The following is a 22,005-nucleotide window of genomic DNA, read 5'->3' on the forward strand; positions in this document are numbered from 1 at the left end:
GATATTTTACCGCAAAATCGCCGCCCGCGGCGGACTTGCGCCCTACCCCGCGTTCCCTTTCACCATCCGGTCTATCCCGACGATCCCCGCAAGCACCTCCGCCACGTCTTCCAGCCGAAGCATGTTCGGGCCGTCGCTCATCGCGTTATCCGGGTCGGGATGTACTTCCCAGAAGAGCGCGCTCACGCCCACCGCCGCCGCGGCGCGCGATAATCCGGGCACGAACCGCCGGTCGCCGCCCGACGCGCTGCCTTTGCCGCCAGGCTCCTGCACGCTGTGCGTCGCGTCGAAGCAAACCGGGCATCCCGTCTCCCGCATTATTTCGAGCGAGCGCATGTCCACGACGAGGCGGTTGTAGCCGAAGCTCGATCCGCGCTCGGTGACGATCACATCCTCGTTTCCAGTGGATTTGATCTTCGCGACAACCTGCGCCATATCCCAGGGCGCAAGGAACTGCCCCTTCTTGACGTTCACAACCTGCCCGCTTGCGCCCACCGCCAAAAGCAAATCGGTCTGGCGGCAGAGGAACGCGGGGATTTGCAGGATGTCCACCGCGGGCGCGACTTCGGAAACCTGCGACGCCTCGTGCACGTCGGTCAATACCGGAACTTCAAGAGAGCGCCTGATGTCAGACAGCACCGACAGCCCGTCGATCATGCCGACGCCGCGGTAGCCCGCGACGCTTGTGCGGTTGGCCTTGTCGAAGCTGGCCTTGAAGATGTAGGGGACGCCGAGCGAGCCGCAGATTTCCTTCATCCGGCCCGCGACCTCGAAGCACAGGTCGCGGCTTTCGATGACGCACGGCCCGGCGATGAGCGCGAGGGGATGCCCCCATCCGATGGGGAATCCGAGGCGCGTGATTGTGTGGTTCGTAATTAATGTCTCTGACATAAGGCTATTTTACTATCCCCCCATCCCCATCATCCCGCGGGGCGGGGCGGCGCCTTCCTCCGGCTCGATGCCCAGCTTTTCCTGCGCGGCCTTGACGAGATCGTACAGCCCGGATTGCTTGGCAAGCTCCAGCGCCTTCTCGTAGTAAGATTTCGCGCCGTCTTTGTCGCCCGCAGCCTCGGTCATCTTGCCCGCCAGCCAGTACGTTCGCGCCAGCGCGTCCGTCTCGACCGCGCGGCCGCCGATCTGCGCACCGGAATTTCCGGCATCGATTATTTCGTTGACCAGCTTCCACGCGTCGTCAGTCCTGCCCGCCTTGAAATACAGTTCCGCCAAATCTTTTAGGTCGCGCGCCCATCGCCGGAAGACAAGAGCGTGCTCAAAGCAGTAGATCGCGCCCTCGGTGTCGCCCATACCGCGCTTCATCCAAGCGGGCGTCAGCCATCCGAGGAATTCGATGTAGTTCGCGCGCTCCGGCGTGACGACAAGCAGCTCGTTGTCCGGGTCGAGCGTGATCGACACCGGCTCCGCGGTGACGTCCAGCCGCATCGTCGAATCCGCGCTTCGCGTGTCGCAGACCGCGTCGATAGTCCTGCCGTCGGCAAGCGCAACCCTGACGGGTACGGGCAGCCAGCCCTCTACCGCGGGATCGCGCGAAATCCATATCCGGACCGCCTTGTCCGGCGCGATACCGGGGATGGGCTCCCAGCCTCCGCTTACGCCGTAGGCCAGCGTCTCGTCGTAGAAATTTTTCCTGAAATCCTCCGCGTTGAATTTGGTGCCGGAAAGCGAATCGCCCAGCGACCGCATCAGCGTATCAATCGTAAGCGGCTCCTTGTCCGTGAAATCGCGTGAGAGCTTTTTAAGCGCCGCGTGAAACTTTTCCTTGCCGCACATCGTCGCGAGCGTCACGAACAGCCCGGCGGAATATTGATAGCGGGCGCTCGAATCGCCGAGCTCGCTCCTGCGGCCGAGCGAAATCGGCTTGGCGCGCGAAACCGCGGTGCCCATTATGTAGCGGCGGTAATTGGCCGCGCGCTCCGGCTCGAATTCCTCCAGGTACGCGATCGGGCAGTAATTGGCCATCCCCTCCACGAACCACACCGGGCCGTCAACCATGTGCCCCCACCAGATGTGCGACACCTCGTGCGCCACCAGCGGAAGCGAATTGTCGCTTCCGAGATAAAACAGCAGCCCCGCGTTTTCGAACGCAGCCACCCCCCCCTCGTCCGGAATAATGAAAAGCTGCTGGCGCTCGATTTTTCCGCCGGGGAACATCCGGCTGTACACGCCGAACTCGCTTCCGAAATAATCGAGCATTTGACCGAGTTGCGCGACCGCGGGATTCTCATGCACGCTGTCGATTATGTCCTGCGGCGCATACACTTCGAGCGTCACGCTGCCGCTCTGGATTTCGCGCATCGGAAACTGCGTCGCGACCAGCATCACGCCGCGGTTGCTTGCGCTCCATTTGGCCGACAGCGTGTTGGCCGTATGCTGATCCACTCCCCCCCCGGGACCGGCGATAATGCTCCATGTTGTTCCTTCAGGCAGCTCCGCCTGCACGAGCTTGTCGCACGCGTCGTCCGCGGTGTATACGATGTAGTCGTCGAACCGGTATACGCCGCCGTATCCTATCGAATCGTAGCTGTCGGGTACCTGCGCGGAAAACTCGAAATAAATCTGGTGCGATGAGCCTTTTTTGAACTCCGCTTTCACATTGACCCGCCAGGTCGGCTCGCCGCCCGCGGATACACGCTCGAATTCCGCGGACGCGCCGTCTATTTCCGCATACGACACTTCGGCCCACGGGTAGCAGTAAAACGGATACTCGTGCATGCTTTCAAGCGCCTCGGCCCGCATCAGGACGGTTGCGAACATTTGCTTCGACGAGGGATCGAAGCTGTAATAAACCGTCTTTTCGCCGAAATCCAGCCTTGGGTCGTAATCTTCCTCCGCGACGAAATACGGGTGCTCGTAATACGTGAAGCTCTCGCGGTAATCCACGATTGTCGTCTTGCCGGATTTGTCGCGCGAATAGTCGAATCTGCGGCCGTCCTTCGTGAAAATGGCGATAAAAAATTCTCCGTCGTCGGGCTCGCGCACCGCCGGGCCGGCGGGCACCCCCCCTCCCGTCATCGCGGCCATCATTTCTTCGTCCGTCATTTCCACGGGGAACGCGTCGCTCCAGGATTGGATGTAGTAGCCCCACATGTCGCTTGAGGGATCTACGCCTTCTCCGGTCAACTTCATCGAAGGAAAAGCCGCGCCGGAGCCGGTTCCGCATTTCATGTACATTCCGGCGACCTGGAACTCCAATTCCCCTTTTTCGTTCGTCTGGCCGGATTCGGCGAACAGGTTGAGCGCATCGTTTTTCGGCAGATCCTTGAGAACCGCCCTCGCTTCGCCCGCGAAAAGAAGGTGAACGCCCGTATGCGACGACGGAAGAAGCGTCATATCCCCGGACTTCACGACCGCGATTCCCATCGGAAGCATAATCAACGTCGAACCCGTGTGGTTGACCGACAGCTGCGCGGGATCGGCCTTTCCCTGGGCGAAAACAGGCGCCGCAAACGCCGCGGCTGCGGCGACAATCGAAATAACCAGTGCGAATCTGCGCATTGAAGCCTCCTTCCGGCGAAGACGCATGCTATCATGCCCCGTGTTAATCGAGCGCATCCGGCTCCGCGACTACCGCAATCTGGCGAAGGTTGATATTACGCCCGCGAAGGGCGTAAACCTTGTGTTCGGCGCGAACGCGCAGGGCAAAACCAACTTTTTGGACGCCCTTCACCTCGCGACGTATCTCAAAAGCGCGCGCGCGGCGCGCGAGCGCGAAGTTGTGCGCGAAGGCGCCGAAATTGCGCGCTGCGAAGTGCACCTGACGCGCGCGGACGGAGGCCTGCACAGGCTTGTCGTCGCGGTATCGCGCGGCAAGAAGTTCGTCAAGCTGGACGGCAATCCGGTGACCCGGTTCGAGGACGCGATAGGAATCCTTTCCGCGCATTTTTTTTTCCCGGGCGATTTGTCGCTTGTCAAAGGCGACCCCGCGCTGCGCCGCGAGACGCTCGATCTGGAAGTGCTCAAGGCCGTCCCGTCATCCGTGCGGATTTATTCCGATTACCGCAGGGCTCTGCTACACCGCAACGCGCTCCTGCGCCGGATTCAAAGCGGCGACGCGAAAGCATCGGCGGAGCTTGCCCCGTGGAACGAGCGACTGATCGCGTCTGGAGTTGAAATCGTCCGGATGCGGCGCAATCTTCTGGCGCGAATCGTCCCGCACTTCCTGGATCATTATTCGAAAATATCGGATAATCCGGAGCCGGTTGGTCTTCACTACATTGCGACGATATCCGACGGAAAATCGGACGCTCGCGACAGGCTGCGGAAAGACTTCGCGGAGAAGCTGGCGGACGGGCGCGCGAAGGAAACCGAACTCGGATACACTGTCGCCGGCCCCCACCGTGACGAGCTTTTGTTTTCGCTGGGCAGGCACACGCTGCGCCAGTTCGGCAGCCAGGGCCAGCAGCGCAGCGCGGTGCTCGCGCTAAAGATCGCGCTATGCGACGTGGCGCGCGAGCTTTCGGGCGAAGATCCGGTGCTGTGCCTGGACGACGCGCTTTCCGAGCTTGACGACGCGCGAAAGGCGCATCTTTTGGCGGCACTGAAGCATCGCACGCAGGCGTTTATAACGCTCGCAAGCGAAAAGGAACTGGGGCTGGTGCGCGGCATGGCCGCCGCGGTGTGGACGGTGAAAAATGGGAATTTTGATGGGGGAGGAAAGTAACCTTATTTCGCTTTATCGGTTTTCTGCGTTGTGTCTGCATTCATTCCCACCTTCCCCAAAAGCTCCGCGACTTTCTCGCTCGTCGCCGGATACTCCGGATAAAGCGCAAGCATCCTTTCCGCGTGCGCTTTCGCGTGCTGTTCGTTCCCAAGCGCGAGGTGCGCGCGGGCTAGCGCGAAGTGGTTCATCGCGCTGCCGGGGGTGAGGCTCGCCGCCTTGCTTGCGTATTCGAGGATTCTGGCCGGGTCGCCGCCTTCAGCTTCCTCGATGTCCACAAGCTGGTTGTACGCGATGTCGAACTCGTCGTTCAGCCGCAGCGCCATGAAGCAGTACTCCCGCGCGGTCTCGAAGTCCCCGCGCCGGAAGTGGATCTCAGCCATGTCGTAGTAAATCTTCTCGGAAGGGGGAATCGAGTTCATAACGAACTCCGTAATGCGCTCGCTTTCGGAAAGGTCGCCCTTGTCGTAAAGCAGGTAGCTTATAAGGTTCGTGTACGCCCAGAAATTCGACGGATCGGTCAAGAGTATCTTCATGAACAGGTCGCACTGGTCTTCGGCCACCTTCACACCGGCGAGCCTGTGGAAGAACGTGACCTCATGGATACGCTCGCTCTGCGAAAGCCCTTTCATAGCGTCAGGGGGGAGGGCGATCTCGCGGAAGAAAACGCGCTGCTTGAGCATTGAGTGCGCGATCTTGATGTTGCGCATCATTTCGTACGCGGTGCGAGAGAGCGCGATCTGGGAATACTTTCCGTATCGACTGGTCCCCTCGACGCGCTTGCCGTAGTTTATCGCGTAGCCCTCTATGCGCCGGCGGCCGTCGATGCGGTCGCCCAGGATCACGCGGCCGCTGTTGATTCCGCAGCCGAGCTCTATCGGACTCTGCTTCACATGGATGCGCTCGACGTTTGTCGGATAGCTCACCCAGCTGTGCTTGGCGTGTATCGCGGTGCGCAGCGCGCCGTAAATGAGCCTGTCGTGCTCGGCGCGCATCGCCTGGGAGAGCGCGTTGTATTCGTCGCTGTGCCAGCCGCCCTTCTCGCGTATTTCCGCAAGCTTGGCCTGCGTTTCCACGTCGCCGGGGACGTAGAAGAATGCTTTCAGCTCGTCCCCGACGACGCTCCACTCCGGAATCGAATACCGCTCCCGCATTTGGCCGAGCGCATCGGACAAAAGCCGCTGGTAGTCGTCGATCAGCCGGTCGTAGTCCCATATCGAAAGCGAGCTCGACAGGTTGACGCTGCCCTGGAGGTCGACGAACAGAATCACCGCCGTTATCAGGTTGGGCGGCTGGGAGCGCAGGCTGTCCGGCACGGTCATGGCGGGGAAATTTTAACACGCGGGAAGCGCGCCATAGGGCCGCGCGGCCTTCGGCAACGCTTATCTTGCAGCAAACACCGGGCTTGCCACCGGATTCGACGCCGGCGTTTCGAGCGATATCCTTCCAAGCTTGCCCTGCTGGAAGTCCCGCAAAATCAGGCGGTAGGACCGGGACAGGTCGGGGACGCCTTTACCCAGGTACAGGCGCTTGATCGCAGCGACTTTTACCGCGATCGCCTCCGCCTCGTCCTCCCACGGCATCTCCATCCCGTACAGCTTCTCGAACTTCGTCCTGGCGCGGGGGGGGAGCGCGGCTATAATTCCGGATACCGCGGGTTCGAGCAGCGTCTCGTCCATCGGCAAAAGGTTGAGCGCAAGCCATGTCGCCCGCACGCGCTTGAAGTGCGCGGTCTCCCGGATTATCCCAGGCGTGTCGAGCAAATCCACGCCGTCCATCACGCGCACCCACTGGTGGCCGCGTGTGATTCCCGGCCGGTTGCCCGTGCGCATCCGGCGTCGGCCGATTATCGCGTTCAGGAACGTGCTTTTTCCGGTATTGGGAATTCCCAGCGCGACTATGCGCAGCGTCGTTTTTTGAATGCCGCGGCGGGCGCGCTCCTTCGCCTTGGCCGCGAAAACCTCCGTCAAATGCCGCATGAATTCCTCGACGCCCTCGCCCTTTATCGAATCAAGCGCGAACGCGGGATAGCCGTGCGCCGCGAAATACGCGAGCCATTTGGCGGTCGCGCGCGGGTCCGCAAGGTCGGCGCGGGAAAGAACGAAGCATTCCCGGCCGGCGAGCTTGTCGTCCAGCCACAGGCACGCGGAAGGCGCGCGCGCGTCAAGCACGTACGCCGCGAGGTCTATGTATCTGGCGATTTCGGGCGGGAAAACTTCCTTACGGCTCGGACGCTGGGTCACGGGGAAAGTATAGCAATGAGCGAGGTAGTGAGTAGTGAATAGTGAACAGGGAAAAATGAAATAAGCTGTGCCAATCAAATTCGCAAGCGCAAAAATTGCGCGCGCTTATTTATTTGTCAATTTCCTAATCAGCGCGATTGCCGCGCGTTTCGTGCGGATTTCGCGGCGGGCGCGCGCTTCCTCGACCGCATTCTGCAGCCTGCCCACTTCCGGGCCTTCGGGAATACCGAGCGCGGTCATTATTTCGTCGCCCGAAAGAAGAGGCGGGATCACCGGCGCCGGCTCGTAATATTCCGCAAGCACGCGCGCCGCGATTTTGAAATGCGCGTCGATCTGCTCCTGCGTGACCGCTTTTCCGCGCGACGCCAGCCTGTCCGCGAGCGAGAGCAAAATTTCATGAGGAACAAGCGATCCCAATGCGCGGATGAAACGGCGGACGAGACGCAGATCCGAACCCGCGTCGCGTTCGAGAAATCCGAGGCGCAGGTGATGACGGACGAGAAGAGCGACCGCGTCCGCCGCGGATTCAGACAATCCGAGGCGATGCGAAATCGCGCGCGCGGTTTGTGCGCCGCGCACGTCGTGGCCGTAAAACGTTATCCGACCGTTTGCCTTTTTTTCGCTCGTCGCGGGTTTGTCAATATCATGCAAAAGCATCGCGAGCCGCAGGACGATGTGCGAATCCGAGCCGCCGATCGGCGCGGCCAGCGATTCCCTGATGCGCGCGTAATACGGCGATACGATGTTTTCAGGAAAGGGAATCGAAGCAACCGCCGCGTCCACATTTCGCAACAGCATTTCAAGATGCGCCATCGCTTCCAGTGTGTGTGCGAGCACGGGCTTGTGGTGGAACTCGTTCTGCACGCAATCGCGCGCCGCTTCGAGCTCCGGGATCGCTACGGTGAGTATCCCGCGCCGGTCGAGCTCCTCGAACGCGAACGGCGAGTCGGGAGAGGCGAGCGTGGAATGCAGGATTACGCGGGCATCGGATTGGCTCATATCGGGCGCGGCCTACTTTTGCATGAGCGAAACGAATTTAACGATGCCGAAAAACAGCCCGATAAACGCGGCCGCGACCGCCGCGGGGATGAAAACGTACGCGCAAATTCGGACAAGGAACGCCACTCAAGAATTATAGCAATATTCTGGAGTATCCTCCGGGATTCCGGGATTCGCGGCGCCACGCGATGATAAAATTCATCTCGTGCCCGACCTTCGCGACAGATACACCGGATGCTTCCTCGGACTAGCCGCGGGCGACGCGCTGGGCGCGCCCGTCGAGTTTTTCAGCGCGCGCCAGATCCGCGCGCGCTACGGAGCCGGCGGAATCCGCGAAATGGACACGTGGGGCGGATTCGATGCGGGCTGCTGGACGGACGACACACAGATGTCGCTTGCGACCGCGCGCGGGATACTCGCCGCGCACGAGCGCGGAATCGACCGCGGGATTTACCATCCGCCCTCTATGGTGTACGAGGAGTACAAAAATTGGCTCGCGAGCTTGGCCGATCCGGCGAACGACAGATTCCCCGGCCGCACCTGCGTAGGCGCGCTTCGCACCGGCAAAATGGGACAGGTTGACGAGCCGCTGAACGAAAGCAAGGGATGCGGCGGGGTGATGCGCGTCGCGCCCGCGGGGCTGGCTTACCCGCCGGAAGACGCGTGGCGGTACGCGGCCGCGTTCGCGGCTATCACCCACGGACATCCGAGCGCGATCCTCCCGTCGGCGTTTTTGGCGGCGCTGATCGCGCACATCGAGGGGGGGGAGGGGCTGGAAGCGGCGATCGGCAAATGCCGCGGGATGCTTTCGGGATGCGACGGGCATGAGGAAACGAGCGCGATTGTGGAGCTGGCGGTGACGGCGGCGGGAATGCCGGGGATACCAGCCGGAGTTTCAGGCGAACCGGATTCTGTTTTCCTGTCCAATGAAATCGCCGGAATAGGAGAAGGCTGGACGGGGGAGGAAGCGCTTGCGATCGCGCTTTTCTGCGCGCTGCGGTTTCAGGACAGCTTCGAGGACGCGGTAGCCGCGGCCGCGAATCACGGCGGCGACAGCGACTCGACCGCATCCATCTGCGGCGCGATCATGGGAACGCTTCTGGGCGCGCGCGCGATTCCGGAAAGGTGGCTTGGAAAGCTCGAAAAGCGGGACGAGATAGATAAAATGGGAGACACGTTCTACCGCGTGTTCGCGCTGGGGCAAGCCGCGTTCGCTCCCGTGCCATAATCCCCGTCCGTGGCTAAGATGTACGACGAATCCGCGATGCGCGACATCTGCGCGGCGTTCGAGGGCGCTGTCCTGCGCTGGCCGCTGGCGGACACCCGGAAGATGTTCGGCTGCCCGTGCTACCTGGCCGCCGACAAGATGTTCGCATTTCTGGTAACGGGCGGCGTCGTGCTTACCTGCACCAACCCGGAGATGCGGGAGCGGCTGGCCGCAAAGTTCGGCGCGCGGCCGTTTTCAAGCGGCGGAAAGAAAATCGGCGGATGGATGGAGTGCCCCGTCTCGGGCGAGGGCGACCTGGAAAAGTTGCTGCCTTTCGCGCTCGAAAGCTTCAACGCCGCGCTTGAGAAGGCGGGATGACAAGGTATCAGTCTGTTTATATCTTCGAGGAAAGTTATGTCCAAATTACCTACACTTATCGCTAAGTGTATGTAATTAGTTCCGGCCTGTATCAACCATTGCGCCCAGCGTGTTATTATTCCTGCTCCCGGCGGGGGAAGGACGCCGATTCTCAATGCAAGGAGTCATCATGTCCGACGAAAAAACATATACAGAAAAGGAATGGCACAAGAAGACGGCGGTCGATGCGTTCAACGCGTGCTGGGATTTGATAGACAAGAAAGACCGCACGCTTCAGGAAGACCTCGAAATGATCCGCCGCGCGCACGTCTCCCGCTGGCACTGGCAGCACGTCGGCGAGCCGAAGAACTTCGCGGCGGGAGACTGGCAGTGCAGCCGGGTGTACGCGATCCTGGGACGCGGCGAGCCAGCGTTGATTTACGCCAAGGAGAGCCTGCGCGAATGCGAGGAGGGCGGCGTGACCGATTTCAACCTGCCGTTCGCGCACGAGGCATGCGCGCGCGCGTACGCGGCGCTCGGCGACAGGGCGAATTTCGAAAAGCACTACGCGGAGGCGAAGCGGCTGGGCGAAACTATCGAGGAAAAGGACGATCGGGATTATTTCTTTCAGGATCTCGAAGCCGGAAACTGGTTCGGAATGAAGTAGCTAAGTATCCAGCACCAGCCTGACTTTCCCCAGAAGCGTCGTTACGCTGTACGGCTTGGGCAGGAACGCGACGTTCTGCTCCAGCACGCCGGAATGCGCGATTACATTTTGGGAATAACCTGACGTATACAACACCTTGATCGACGGACGAGCCTTAGAAATTTCGCCATACAGCTGTCGTCCGTCCATCTTGGGCAGGATCGTGTCGGTAAGCAGCAAATCAATCGGCCCGCGATGCGACTTCGCGATTTCGATCGCCGCGTCGGGATGGCCGGCCTCGAGCACGGTGTATCCGTTCTTCTTGAGTATTTCCACCGCAAGGCTGCGGACGATATCCGAATCCTCCACCACCAAAACAGTCTCCGCTCCTTTCACCGATTTGATATCGCCCAGGCATGGCGCGAAAGCTTCCATAGATTCGTACACCCGCGGGAAGTACACCTTGAACGTCGTGCCCCGCCCCGGCTCGCTGTACACCCAGATGTGCCCCCCGTGCTGCTTGACGATGCCGTACACCGTCGCAAGCCCCAGGCCGGTACCCTTTCCCAATTCCTTCGTAGTATAGAACGGCTCGAATATGCGGTCGATCTGCTCCTTGTCCATCCCTTTCCCCGTGTCGTGGAACGACAGCATCACGTACTCGCCTGGTGTCACTTCGGCATGGGATTTCGCGTACTCGTCGTCCAGATGCTTCACCGCAGTTTCGACGATTATCGTTCCGTTGCCCTCGATTGCATCGCGCGAATTCGCCGCGAGATTTATAAGTATCTGGTGAATTTGGTTCACGTCCGCTTTTATCCGCGCTCCATCGGCGCCCGGAAAGACGCGAAGCTCGATGTTTTCGCCGATCAGCCTCGACAGCATTCTTGTGCATTCGTTGACTATCACGTCGATGTCCAGCACCTTCACTTCGAGAACCTGCTTGCGTGAAAACGCCAGGAGCTGCGCAACCAGCGCGGCCGCGCGCTCGCCCGCGCGTTTGATCTCCTCCAGGTCCTGATAAAGCTGGTTATCCGGTGCAAGCTCCGAAAGAGCGAGGTCGGCGTATCCCATTATCGGAGTGAGCAGGTTGTTGAAATCGTGGGCGATGCCGCCCGCAAGCAGCCCTACGGATTCCAGTTTTTGCGACTGCCGAAGCTGCTCGGAAAGCTTCGCCTTTTCATCCTCCGCCCGCTTGCGCTCCGAAACGTCGGCAAGGATTACGGCGTAGTGCCCCGGCTCCGGACGGTAAATCGTGAAGTCGAACCACTTGCCCAGCGCTTCCGAATATTCCTCGAACCGGTCGGATTCGCCGGTTTGCGCAACCTTTCCGCATCGCTCGATCCAGCCGGGGAGCGACTTTGGAAATACTTCGGTGAACCGCCTGCCGACGACATCCTCGCGGCGCAACCCGGTGAGTGTTTCGAACGCGCGGTTGACGTCCACGAATTCGGAATCCACCGGCCGGCCGTTTTCATCGGCGATGATTTTATGAAGCGCGAAGCCGTCCGTCATCGATTCGAACAGCTTTGCAAAACGCTCCTCTGCAATCGCCTTTTCCGCGTGGGCGCGAAGCGAGTGTATGCCGTACGTCAAATCCTTGCCCAGTTCGCTCAAGAGCGCGACCTCCTCGTCGTCGAAGGCGTCCGGCTCGGCCGCGTAGATATTGAGCGCGCCGATTACACAGCCCCCCCATTCGAGCGGAATCGCGATGGAGGATTTGTACCCGCGCGAGAGCGCGAGTTCTCTCCACGGCGAATAGTCCGGACTCTCTTCGATTCGCGCGATCTGAGTCCGCCCGGTGCGGATTGCTGTGCCCGTCGGGCCGCGGCCGTACTCGTCGTCCGCCCACGAAATCCGCGCCTTAGAAAGATAGCCCTCCTCGACGCCGCTCCAAGCTACCGGCTGGACGGTTTTATTCGCGTCGTCGCGCTTCAGCCCCACCCAAGCGAGCCTGTAACCCCCTTCCTCCACTATTATCCTGCAAAATTCCCGCTTGAGCGACAACGAGTCGGTTTCGTGGACCAGCTGCTGGTTGCAAAGCGAGAGGACGCGGTACGCGCGCAAAAGCCTTTCCTTCGCCTGCTCGGCCCGCTTTTTGTCGGTGATGTCGACGAAATTAAAAGCTATATGCCCGGGCATAGGAGTGAAAACCAGCAGGTGGTACCAGCGGTCGAGCGGCGGCCAGTAGTTCTCGACGTACTTCGGCTCGCCGGTTATCGCAACATCGGCGAAAACGTCGAACCAGTTCGCGGGCGCGTCGGGATATATTTCCGTAACCCGCCTTCCCACGGCCTTTTCGCGCGGCAATCCCAATATCCGCTCGAACGCGGGATTCACATCAATAATCTGCGTGTCGTAGGGCTTGCCGTTCTCGTCGTAAAGTACTTCGTGAAGCTGAAATCCGCTTACGCTCGTTTCGAAAAGCATCCGATAGCGGAAGTCCGCTTCCTCGCGCTCTTTGCGTATGCGAAGCATGTTTATTCCGTAGGCGAGATCGCCGGCAAGTTCCTTCAGAAGCGCGATCTCTGAATCGTCGAACGCGTCCGGCTCGCCGGCACCGATTGACAACGAACCGATCAAGTTGCCGTTCGATTTGAGCGGAAGAGCAGTCAAGGCGCGCAGCCCAAACTCCTCGATGATATCGCGCCAAGGCGCGATTCGCGTGTCGTTCGGCAAATCGTGCGAAATAAACGGCTTCCCGGTTTTAATCGCAGTCGCCGATGGACCTTCGCCCTTGGGACCTTCCCCCCAGGTGAGATCCAGAGATTCGACGAATTTGGCGGGCAGTCCCGCGTGTGCGACGATGCGAATCGTTTTGTTTTCGTCGTACTCGCGCAGGCCGACCATTGCCAGCTTGTATCCTCCAAATTCGACTATTACGTCGCAGAACGCCTGTTTGAGCGCCACGGGATCGCTCTCCCGCACGAGCCGCTGGTTGCATTCCGACAACACGCGGTACGCGCGCATAAGCCTCTTTTCAGCAGCCAGCGCTCTTTCGCGCTCGGTCACGTCCGCGAATACCACAGTGAATAGGCCGGGACCCTGGCTGAACGCGGACACCTCGTACCAGCGCTTCAGCTGGCTGGAGTAATTGACGAAGCTGATCGGCTCTCCGGTCAATGCAACCTTTCCGTATTTTTGGATCCACTCGTTTTCGATGCCGGGGATTACTTCTTTTACCGTTTTCCCTACAGCCCATTCGGGGCTGACCCCGGTCAAAGTTTCGAATGCGGGATTCAAATAGAGAAATCTGTAGTCGCATGGTTCGCCGTCGTCATCCAGAATTATCTCGTGAATGCCGATTCCGAATATGCTTTGCTCCATCATTAGGCGTTTCTGCCGTTCGCTTTCGACGAGCCCCTGGAAGGCGGCCTCCCGTTCGCGCACGACGCCGAACATGTGAACGGCTTCGGCGATTTCGCCGGCGAGGTCGCGCACGAGCCCGATTTCCTCGTCTCCGCCAGCGTTCGGATCGTTGGTTCGCAGCGTCAGAAGCCCGCGGATTGAATCGCCGTATTCGACCGTCGCCCTGATCGTAATCGCGCCGCCTTTTCCGCGCGCCACCGAAACGTCCCGCCCGGACGCAATGCCCGGCCATTCCGGCGCGCCCGCGGCGTCTGTGCCGGATTCCATTTGCCCCGCGGCTTCGGCGAAATCCTCCGTTTCGGGGGCGGGCGCGCCTTCGGGGGCGCTTGCCCGGCCCAACAGCTCGCCCCGCCCGTCAAGCAGCCAGACCGACGCCGATTCGAAAATCCCGCCGGACGTGATCGCATCGCAGGCTCGGCGCAGGAATTCCGCCATCGGACAGCCCGACTCGGAAATTCTGTGGACGGCGCGGTTGATCCGCAGTATGGCGTTAGCGCGCAGCCCGCGCGCGACGGCGGCCGCGTGGACATCCGCGTCGGACTCCAGGCCGGAAAGCCTGTTTCTGATCGCCTGAAGCTCCTGCTTGAGCCTGCCTTCGCTCTCCCCAGTGCCGCTCAAATTTGCACCCCGTATATGGAATGGGCAACACCCGAAATCCCGCTTGGCGCGGGAACAAAACCAAATCCAACTTGTATCGACAACGCCTGGGGACTGGCATCCAGCAAGTCCGAAGGCGTTTTGGCAAACGCCGAAATTATAATGCCGGCCTGTGAAGGGTCTCGCGTCGATTATACCCAGCGTTGGGCATGGTAAGCAACAAATCAGTAACGCGCTACCCGTTTTCGAGAATGAATTTCACGTACGGCTCGGACTCTTTCAGCCGCATCGCGCCCAGCTTTTTCACAAGCGGCTCCAGCGCGTCACGGACTTCCGAATTCAGGCCGTACTCGGACTTCCAGCGCATCGCCAGCCGCGCCGCGTCCGCGCGCACGCCCCAGTCCGTATCGTCAAGGAGCAGCGAGACCGTGTAAATCATCGCTTCGTCGGGCTGCGCATCGATACGCGCGAACGCGGCCAAGAGCGAGCGCACGGCGCGCAAGGAAAGCGGCGGCAGGTCTTCGGGCGCGCGCGCGGAGCGGGCGATGTCAACAAGATCCTTTTTCATCTGCGCGCCGAAGAAATCGTAATTGGCGACGAGGAGGTTGACCGCCGCCTCCCGGACGGTCAGCTTCGGATAATCGAGGAGCGCGCGGAGCTGCGGCCAGCAGTCGGTTTTGAGCTGCACCAGCGCGGTTATCGCGGCGCGGATCATCGCCTCGTCCCGGTCGAGCGCGGCCATCGCGAAAAGCCGCTCGTCGCCGGCGTGGCTGCCCAGCGTGCCGAGGACGCCGGCCGCGCGCCGGACGAAGGCCGGGTCGGGATCGTCGAGATATTTCACAACCTCGTCCGCCAACTCGGTCAGCTTGAGGTCGTTTATTACGACAAGCGAGATGAGCTTGCGCTTTTCATTGGTTGATTGCGCGTTGCGGCGGATGACTTCGAGCACGCCCGCCCTGTCCGTCTCCAAAATCCTGCCCAGCACGTCGTCGAACGCGCGGATGGCAAGCCCCGACGCGTCGTTGTCCATCACCTTCTCGATATACGGCAGCACCGAGCTTCCGAACTCGATCAGCCGCTTGCGCGCCTCGGGAACGATGTAGCGGTTATCGCCCACCTCCCACCGGATTGATATTTCCCATAGCTCGTCGAAAACTTCCTGCGTGATTTCGCCCTTGTAATTGCACACTTCGGGGATCGGCGCCTGGCCGGAGACCACGTTAGGGCCGCTCTGCGGCTCCGCATCCTTAGCGGGGGGGGGAGCAATATCAATGCCTGTGCCGAAGCTCGTGTTCGACCACGCGCCGTCGTCTTTCATCTTGCCGAGGTAATCGTCGGCGCCGCCGAGATCCACGAACACCCCGATGCTGGCCGTGCCGCGGTCCGGGCGCCCGCCGTTCATGTATCCGTCGCGCCTTCCGGCGTATATATCGTTTCCGCTCCTGTCGAAAAACAGCCCGACGCTGTTCGTGAGCCCGGTTCCGTTGCATGAGGTCAGGCCCATATAGTGGTCATCCCCGCCGCGATCCATCAGCACGCTCGCCGCAAAGTCGTGGCTTCCGCCCTGTCCCAGCCCGCTGTGCATTACGTAGGTGTCATGCCCCCCCCCGTCGATCAATCCGCCTATCGCCAGGTGGATGCCGCTGCCCTGACCGTACTGCGTCATTTCGTACACATCGTTGCCCGCGCCGTCCCACAGGAATCCCGCGCTGTACCAGTAGCCGACTCCTTGGTTGTATATGTCGCCGAGATACCGGTCGTTTCCCGCGTAATCAATGAGCATCGCGATACCGCCCGCGTAGTCTATGTCGCGCTCGCCGATCGCGAATCCCTGGCTGAAGGATTGATAGCGATCCGCGAAGAGCGGCGCGTGCAGGTACACACCCCCGGCATGGTAAACCTCGTTTCCGCGCGTGTTCACACAGAGCGCGACGGCCTTCGTGCGCGCGAACGCCTGCGCGTTCGTCCAGGCGAAGTAATAATCGTTGTCGAAGTCCGCGATCGCGACCGGATCCGGCGTCTCGACGTCCGTCGGGATGTCCGGCGCGGGCTCGACCGAATCGTCCACCATGATTCCGATTCCGAATCCCGCCGCGCCCTGGGTGTACACCTTGCTTTCGTACGTATCGCTTCCGCCGTCGTCGTAGAACGTCGCGACCCCCCCCACCGCGGCGCCGAGCGTGCAGCTTCCCGCCACGTAGCGGTCGTTCCCTCCTCCGAGATCGTAGAACGCGGCTATTCCAAGCACCGCCGCGCCGAGCGTGATGTTCGTTTCTCCGCAGTCGTAGAAGTCGTTTCCGCCGAGATCGGCGAAGAAGCCGATCTGCCCCATTCCGATGCCGGTTTCGGGCGCGCCGTACGCAGCTCCGATGATGCAGTTTACGTAATGGTCGTTTCCGCCGGGATCTATCAGCGCCGCGAAATTGCCGGTGTACGTGTCGTCTCCGGCGGTTCCGATTGCGATCCGTCCCGCTTTCGTTTCGTAAATCGCGGGCGCGGCTTTCGGAAACGCGTCCGCGGGAATCAGCTCAAGCCAGTCCTGCGGGTATCCGAAAACGTACTCGTGGTTTATCGCGAACATTACGATGTCGATTTTCGACGCGAGCTTGTAAAGGTAATCCGCGGGCCTGTCCTCGAGCGCCGCGTCCCAGTCCTTGCCCTTCGCCGCGTCGAACGGCGACTTGAACACGTCGTGCCATGCCATCTGGTAGGGCAGCTTGTACCGAAGCAGGTCGAACTCCGCGCCTTCCACGCCGTAAGTCATCGGGTAAGCGGCGAACGCCTCCAGAAGCGCCGCGAGGTCGTCAGTCGTTTCAATTTTGCGGACGCCGTTTATAAACTCCATCGGCAGGTTCCTGCCAGTCGGGCTGGGGGGAACCATCGGCTGCGAGCGCATATCTTCAAGCGCCTTCACGGCCTGAGCCATTTCCGAATACGGATGCGGACGCTTGCCGGGCTTGCTCCAGTCGGCGAATCCGTCCATCACGGGAGCTATGAGAAGCGGGTCGTCCATCAACCGCAGGACGACGGGCAGGCACTCGTACCCCTTCGTGTAGTCCTTCTTGAACCGCAGGTCTTCGCGGTTCATGTTGACTGCCGCGAGCGCCCGGTCGAGCGCGGCAAGCTCCTCCGGCGTGTAGCTTGGCGGAAAATACCCCAAGGCGGACGCGGCGTCGGGCGACTGAGCGGACGGCGTTGCTTGGCCGGAATCCTGCGCGGCGGCGGGAAGCGGGAAAAGCGCGGCGGCGGGAAGCGGGAAAAGCGCGGCGGCAACCAGAAAGACAACCGAAGCGAATGCAAAACGGCGGCGGATCATCGGAGCACCTCCGGAAATGGCAAATGGTGTTTCACCGTGGAGGATTATACGCCGGGCGGCGACTGGCTTGGAGATACGATTGCAGCTTGGGATTTTGCCACGGATCTGGTCGCTACTCCTCCCCCGCAAGCCCGCGCTCGTCCAGCCACTTCGCGTACCACTCGCCGGGATTGGCGTAGTCGAGGGTGCTTATCAAGTCGATTTCTTTCGCAAGCGGGCCGTCCACCAGATTTTTCTCCGAATCCGCCGAATTTGCGCTCATATATGCAAGATAGCCCAGCGCGGTCGAGGCGACTTCCAATTTTGTAGCGTCGTTATTCGACTGGCCCTGGCTGGTTTTCATTGAAAGCTCCAGCGCGTCCTTGAAATCTCCTTCGGGCAGGCTTTCGATGTTTTCCAAAGTCCAAATGGCGAATGGAGCCAGCGCATCATATGAACCTCTGCCGCCTTCCGACCATCCGCGGATCAATGTCTTTATTGCATTGCACTCCGACACGACAGCGGCCGCCGCGTCCCGCAACACCTCGTCGCCGTTTGCAATCGCGATGTCGTTTGCCTCGCGTGCGCAAATTCCGATCATTACAATCGCGACAAGGCTGTATATCATCCCGCGCGGCTCGTCGTTTTTCGCCATCCGGCATGCGGCGCGGTGGATCGAGGTAAACGGCCGCGTGTAATCGCATCCAAGCCGGGTTGCCATGGCCGCCGTTCTGCAGGCATCCTTCGCCCGAATGAAATTGGGAAGCGCAGTGCCGTATGTGCTTAGCAGGTAATACCGTTCCCCCATGGAAAGTCCCTCAAACGGCGGCTCGCCGGTCGCCAGCGCGTCGTTCCGCCACTTCACATAATCCATCGGAAACAGCTCCGGCTTGTAAAACCTCGGCGAGTCCGCGCACTTCTCGAACAGCTCCCACGCCCTGTCCAGCTCGCCCAGCCCGACGCGCTCGACGGCCTCGAAAAAAGGCAGGTATCCGTTGTCGGGATCGCCACGAGCAGCCCGCGCGTATCCGTCCGCGATTGCGCTGTACATTTCCGGCGGCGGCGGAGTGTCGGACACCCCGCCGGTATGCTCCTCCTCGAAGGCTTTTTCCATAGACTCCCTGTCCATCGCGGCAAGCTCGATTATCGCGGCGGAGCGCGACGGGTCAAGCTCCACTGCGCGCTCCAGGCACCGGCGGTTGAACATCGTCCTTGCGCCTCGCTCCTTGGCGAAAGAGGTTTGCGCGCGAAGCTCCCAATACTCGGGCATGTGGCCGAACCTCTCCAGATTCGCGGCCAGGTCTGCATCCAGCTTGCTTTGAATTCGGGACGCGCCGGCTGCGTGGAAATCCCCGAAGCCGAGCGACTTATCCCGGTGGTCTAGGTAGAACCTGAACAGGTCGTCAACAGTTGCGGCCGCGGCGGAATCCAGCGCGGAGGGCGAGCCGCCGCTGTCCGAAGACGCGCCCTGGGCGCAAACTGATGCCGCCGGAGGGAAAACGAGCGCGAGAAGGATGATCGCCGCGCAAAGCGGCGGGCGGAAAGCGAATCTCCATTGCATATTCGTGCCTCCGACAAGCGTGGTGCAATGCCGTACTTGTCCGATAAGATTTTAGCATGCGCAATTACGCGAAGCTTCAGGAGTGCCGGCGCAATGCCGCCGCTTAATTCAAGGTCAAAATCGAGCGCAGGCAAGGCCTGCGCACTCCTGAATGGGCTTTTGGAATATCTTTCCTACTTCCGGTTTTCACACATTCCCCGCCATCCCGTGGTACAATGTGAATGACCGTTCACATTCCATTTTGGTGGGCGGCGGAGGAAGCTTGGCCGAGGAAAGGCTCTTGACGGACGCGCGGCGCGGCCAGATCGCCCGCGCGGCGCTCGAGATCATCACGGCGGGCGGCGTCGAGGCGCTCAGCATGGCGTCCGTCGCCGAGCGTTGCGGCATCGTGCCCTCGGCGATTTACCGCCACTTCCGCGGGCGCGACGAGATGGTCGCCGCGGCGGTTGACCACGTCGTCTCGCGCGCGCGCGCGAACGTCCGCGAGGCGGTAACGTCTTCCGGCGGCGCGCTGGACGCGCTGGAGCGGCTTTTGTACAAGCAGCTCGAACTCGTGGACGAGCTTGTGGCGATCCCGCGGATTCTATTCGCCGCGGGCGGCGGGCCTGCGGGCAATCCCGCATTCCGCAAGAAGCTGCGCCGGATGCTGTCCGGGCTTCTGGGCGAGCTTGAAAAGCTCATCCGCCGCGGCCAGGAGGCGGGCGAGATAAGGCGCGACGTCAACCCCGGCGTCGCGGCGCGTATGTACTGGGGGCTTCTTCCTACGGCGACGATTCTCACGATCCACTTCGGCCGTGACTTCGCGCGGGGCGAGTTTTCCCGCGAGGCGTGGAAGGTGGTGAGGAGGTCGCTCGAGGCGTGAAATGAAATCGCAGCGGGGCGGCTTACCCGCCCCCGCCTTGGATGTGGGCGGGGGTAAATTCCCCCCCCCCGTACGGTTGATACTGGTGGTGATTTCCTATGGCGCATCGTTTGAAATTCGTGATTCCGGTGCTTGTTATAGCCGCGGCCGCGTACTTCGTATGGAATTATCAGGCGAACAAGGCGCAGACCGGGAACGGTTCAATTAAAATATCCGGCAACATCGAGGCGACCGAGCGCGATCTTTCGTTCAAGATCGCCGGACGGGTGATTGAGCGTGCCGCGTCCGAGGGCGACCGCATCGAGCCGGGCGCGCTTGTCGCGCGTCTCGACGACGCGGAGCTTTTGGCGGACGCCGCTATCCGGCGGGCGGAATTGGAAGCCGCGCGCGCGGCGCTGGAGGAGCTTAAGGCGGGTGCGCGTCCGCAGGAAATCGCTCAAGCGGCGGCGATTGTGAAACAGGCGGACGCGAAGGTGCGCGAACTCGAATCCGGCGCGCGGCCGCAGGAGCGCGAAACCGCGGAGGCCTCGGTGCGCCAGGCGCAGGCGGAAGTGGATCGGCTGAAAGCGGATTTTGAGCGGGCGGAAAAGCTTTTTAACGAGGGCGTGATTTCGGGGCAGGCTTTCGACGCGGCGAAAACGGCGCTTACCGTCGCAACCGAGCGGCTGAAAACGGCGCAGGAGCAGCGCGATCTTGTGGAAAGCGGGCCGAAAACCGAGCAGATAGACCAGGCCAGGGCGGCGCTGTCCCAGGCAAAAGAGTCGTATTCGCTGATCAAGGCGGGGCCGCGCGCGGAGCGGATCGCGCAGGCGGAGGCGCGCGTGAAGCAGGCGGAGGAAGCGCTTTCTCTCTCGGAAACGCGGCTTGGATACGCGGCGCTCGCATCGCCCGCGGGAGGAGTGGTTGTCAGCGAGAACGTCGAGCCCGGCGAGTACGTCGTGCCGGGGACGCCGGTCGTGACGCTTGCGGAACTTGATAAGGTTTACTTGCGCGGGTTTGTTTCGGAGACGGAGCTGGGCATAGTGAAGATCGGCCAGGTCGTCAAAGTGAGCGTGGACGCGTTTCCGGGAAAGACTTTCGACGGAAAGATCGTTTTCATATCGCCCGAATCCGAGTTCACACCCAAGACTGTGCAGACGAAGGAAGAGCGCACAAAGCTCGTGTACCGGATCAAGATCGAAATCGCGAATGCGGGGGGGGAGCTGAAGCCGGGGATGCCGGCCGACGCGGCGATCGAAATTAACGGGGAATGAAATGTCAAACGCGATTGAAACATCCGCATTGCGAAAGGAATTCCCAGGCGTAGTCGCCGTGGACTCGCTTACGTTCGCGGTGCCGGAAGGCGAGATATTCGGACTCGTCGGCCCGGACGGCGCGGGAAAGACGACGACGATGCGGATGCTCGCCGCGATAATGGATCCGACAGGGGGGGACGCGCGCGTCGCCGGGCTGTCCGTGCGCAAGGACGGGGACGCGGTGAAGAACCACATCGGATATATGAGTCAGCGGTTCGGGCTGTATCCGGATCTGACCGTCATCGAAAATCTGGATTTTTACGCGGATATCTACGGAATACCGGCGCGCGGCCGCGCGGAGAAAATCGACGCGCTGCTTTCCTTTTCCGGACTGTTGCATTTCAAGAAGCGCCAGGCCGGGCGGCTTTCCGGCGGAATGAAGCAAAAGCTGGGCCTCGCGTGCGCGCTGGTGCATACACCTAAAGTGCTGCTATTGGACGAGCCGACGAACGGGGTGGATCCGGTTTCCCGCCGCGACTTCTGGCGGATTCTTTACCGGCTGCTATCGGAAAAGGTGACGATTCTGGTTTCCACCGCGTACCTTGACGAAGCCGAGCGGTGCAACGCGATCGGGCTGATGCACAATGGAAGGATGATTGCAACCGGCGATCCCGGCGAAGTGAAAAAACTGATGAGGGGTTCCCTGATTGTAATTTCAACCGATGATCCGCGGCGCGGCGCGTCCGTGCTCAAGCGCGCCTTGCCGGAGGACGGCGTCGGTATTTTGGGCGGCGCGGTGCACGTAACGACGAATGACTTTGCGCGGACTATGCGCGAAGCGCCCCGGATTTTGCGCGAATCCGGAATCGCTATACTGGAAATAAAGGAGGAGGAGCCGTCGCTCGAAGACGTATTCGTTTCGATGATGGCGGAATCTTAATTGAACGACAATCCCGCCG

Annotated in this window: 15 protein-coding genes; 7 read left to right on the forward strand and 8 right to left on the reverse strand. The window is 61.0% G+C overall.

What is annotated here, in order from left to right:
• Positions 1–42: 42 nt before the first annotated feature.
• Both kdsA and HRF49_01190 read right to left on the reverse strand, forming a co-directional pair.
• A complete protein-coding gene (gene kdsA / locus HRF49_01185; protein MEP0813264.1) occupies positions 43–891 on the reverse strand; it encodes a 3-deoxy-8-phosphooctulonate synthase in 849 nt (282 codons plus the stop codon).
• Positions 892–903: 12 nt separating this feature from the next.
• Positions 904–3,513 (reverse strand): hypothetical protein, encoded by a 2,610-nt coding sequence (locus HRF49_01190; GenBank protein MEP0813265.1) that lies wholly within the window; start codon positions 3,511–3,513, stop codon positions 904–906.
• A gap of 25 nt (positions 3,514–3,538) precedes the next feature.
• On the opposite strand from HRF49_01190, the gene recF reads away from it, so the two are divergent.
• Entirely contained in the window at positions 3,539–4,678 is a 1,140-nt protein-coding gene (gene recF / locus HRF49_01195; protein MEP0813266.1) for a DNA replication and repair protein RecF, read from the forward strand.
• A 2-nt stretch (positions 4,679–4,680) separates the two neighbouring features.
• Here the strand turns inward: recF and HRF49_01200 are convergent, their stop codons facing one another.
• From HRF49_01200 to HRF49_01210, 3 genes are all read right to left on the reverse strand, one after another.
• Positions 4,681–5,997, reverse strand: coding sequence for a hypothetical protein (locus HRF49_01200; GenBank protein ID MEP0813267.1), 1,317 nt, complete (start codon positions 5,995–5,997; stop codon positions 4,681–4,683).
• Positions 5,998–6,057: 60 nt separating this feature from the next.
• Positions 6,058–6,918 carry a 50S ribosome-binding GTPase gene (locus HRF49_01205; GenBank protein ID MEP0813268.1) on the reverse strand — a complete coding sequence of 287 codons (861 nt, stop codon included), beginning with the start codon at positions 6,916–6,918 and terminating at the stop codon, positions 6,058–6,060.
• Positions 6,919–7,023: 105 nt separating this feature from the next.
• Positions 7,024–7,917, reverse strand: a complete 894-nt coding sequence (locus tag HRF49_01210) for an HDIG domain-containing protein (protein ID MEP0813269.1) — start codon at positions 7,915–7,917, stop codon at positions 7,024–7,026.
• Positions 7,918–8,122: 205 nt separating this feature from the next.
• Between HRF49_01210 and HRF49_01215 the strand changes: the two genes are divergently transcribed.
• The 3 genes from HRF49_01215 (at position 8,123) to HRF49_01225 (ending at position 10,148) form a co-directional block, all read left to right on the forward strand.
• Positions 8,123–9,145: an ADP-ribosylglycohydrolase family protein gene (locus HRF49_01215; protein ID MEP0813270.1), complete on the forward strand. Its 1,023-nt coding sequence runs from the start codon at positions 8,123–8,125 to the stop codon at positions 9,143–9,145.
• A gap of 18 nt (positions 9,146–9,163) precedes the next feature.
• On the forward strand, positions 9,164–9,502 hold the full coding sequence (locus HRF49_01220) for a hypothetical protein (protein MEP0813271.1): 339 nt from the start codon (positions 9,164–9,166) through the stop codon (positions 9,500–9,502).
• A gap of 169 nt (positions 9,503–9,671) precedes the next feature.
• Positions 9,672–10,148, forward strand: a complete 477-nt coding sequence (locus HRF49_01225; protein MEP0813272.1) for a hypothetical protein — start codon at positions 9,672–9,674, stop codon at positions 10,146–10,148.
• On the opposite strand, the gene HRF49_01230 is transcribed toward HRF49_01225, so the two are convergent.
• The 3 genes from HRF49_01230 to HRF49_01240 form a co-directional block, all read right to left on the reverse strand.
• Positions 10,149–14,114, reverse strand: a complete 3,966-nt coding sequence (locus HRF49_01230) for a GAF domain-containing protein (GenBank protein ID MEP0813273.1) — start codon at positions 14,112–14,114, stop codon at positions 10,149–10,151.
• 214 nt (positions 14,115–14,328) lie between these two features.
• Positions 14,329–17,409 (reverse strand): HEAT repeat domain-containing protein, encoded by a 3,081-nt coding sequence (locus tag HRF49_01235; protein MEP0813274.1) that lies wholly within the window; start codon positions 17,407–17,409, stop codon positions 14,329–14,331.
• A 112-nt stretch (positions 17,410–17,521) separates the two neighbouring features.
• Positions 17,522–18,949: a hypothetical protein gene (locus HRF49_01240; GenBank protein ID MEP0813275.1), complete on the reverse strand. Its 1,428-nt coding sequence runs from the start codon at positions 18,947–18,949 to the stop codon at positions 17,522–17,524.
• Between the two features lie 217 nt (positions 18,950–19,166).
• Between HRF49_01240 and HRF49_01245 the strand changes: the two genes are divergently transcribed.
• The 3 genes from HRF49_01245 (at position 19,167) to HRF49_01255 (ending at position 21,986) form a co-directional block, all read left to right on the forward strand.
• A complete protein-coding gene (locus HRF49_01245; GenBank protein ID MEP0813276.1) occupies positions 19,167–19,811 on the forward strand; it encodes a TetR/AcrR family transcriptional regulator in 645 nt (214 codons plus the stop codon).
• Between the two features lie 98 nt (positions 19,812–19,909).
• Positions 19,910–21,064, forward strand: coding sequence for an efflux RND transporter periplasmic adaptor subunit (locus HRF49_01250; protein MEP0813277.1), 1,155 nt, complete (start codon positions 19,910–19,912; stop codon positions 21,062–21,064).
• 1 nt (position 21,065) lies between these two features.
• Positions 21,066–21,986 carry an ABC transporter ATP-binding protein gene (locus HRF49_01255; GenBank protein ID MEP0813278.1) on the forward strand — a complete coding sequence of 307 codons (921 nt, stop codon included), beginning with the start codon at positions 21,066–21,068 and terminating at the stop codon, positions 21,984–21,986.
• Positions 21,987–22,005 lie beyond the last annotated feature (19 nt).

This window comes from bacterium, assembly GCA_039961635.1.
GTDB lineage: Bacteria > 4484-113 > 4484-113 > JAGGVC01 > JAGGVC01 > JABRWB01.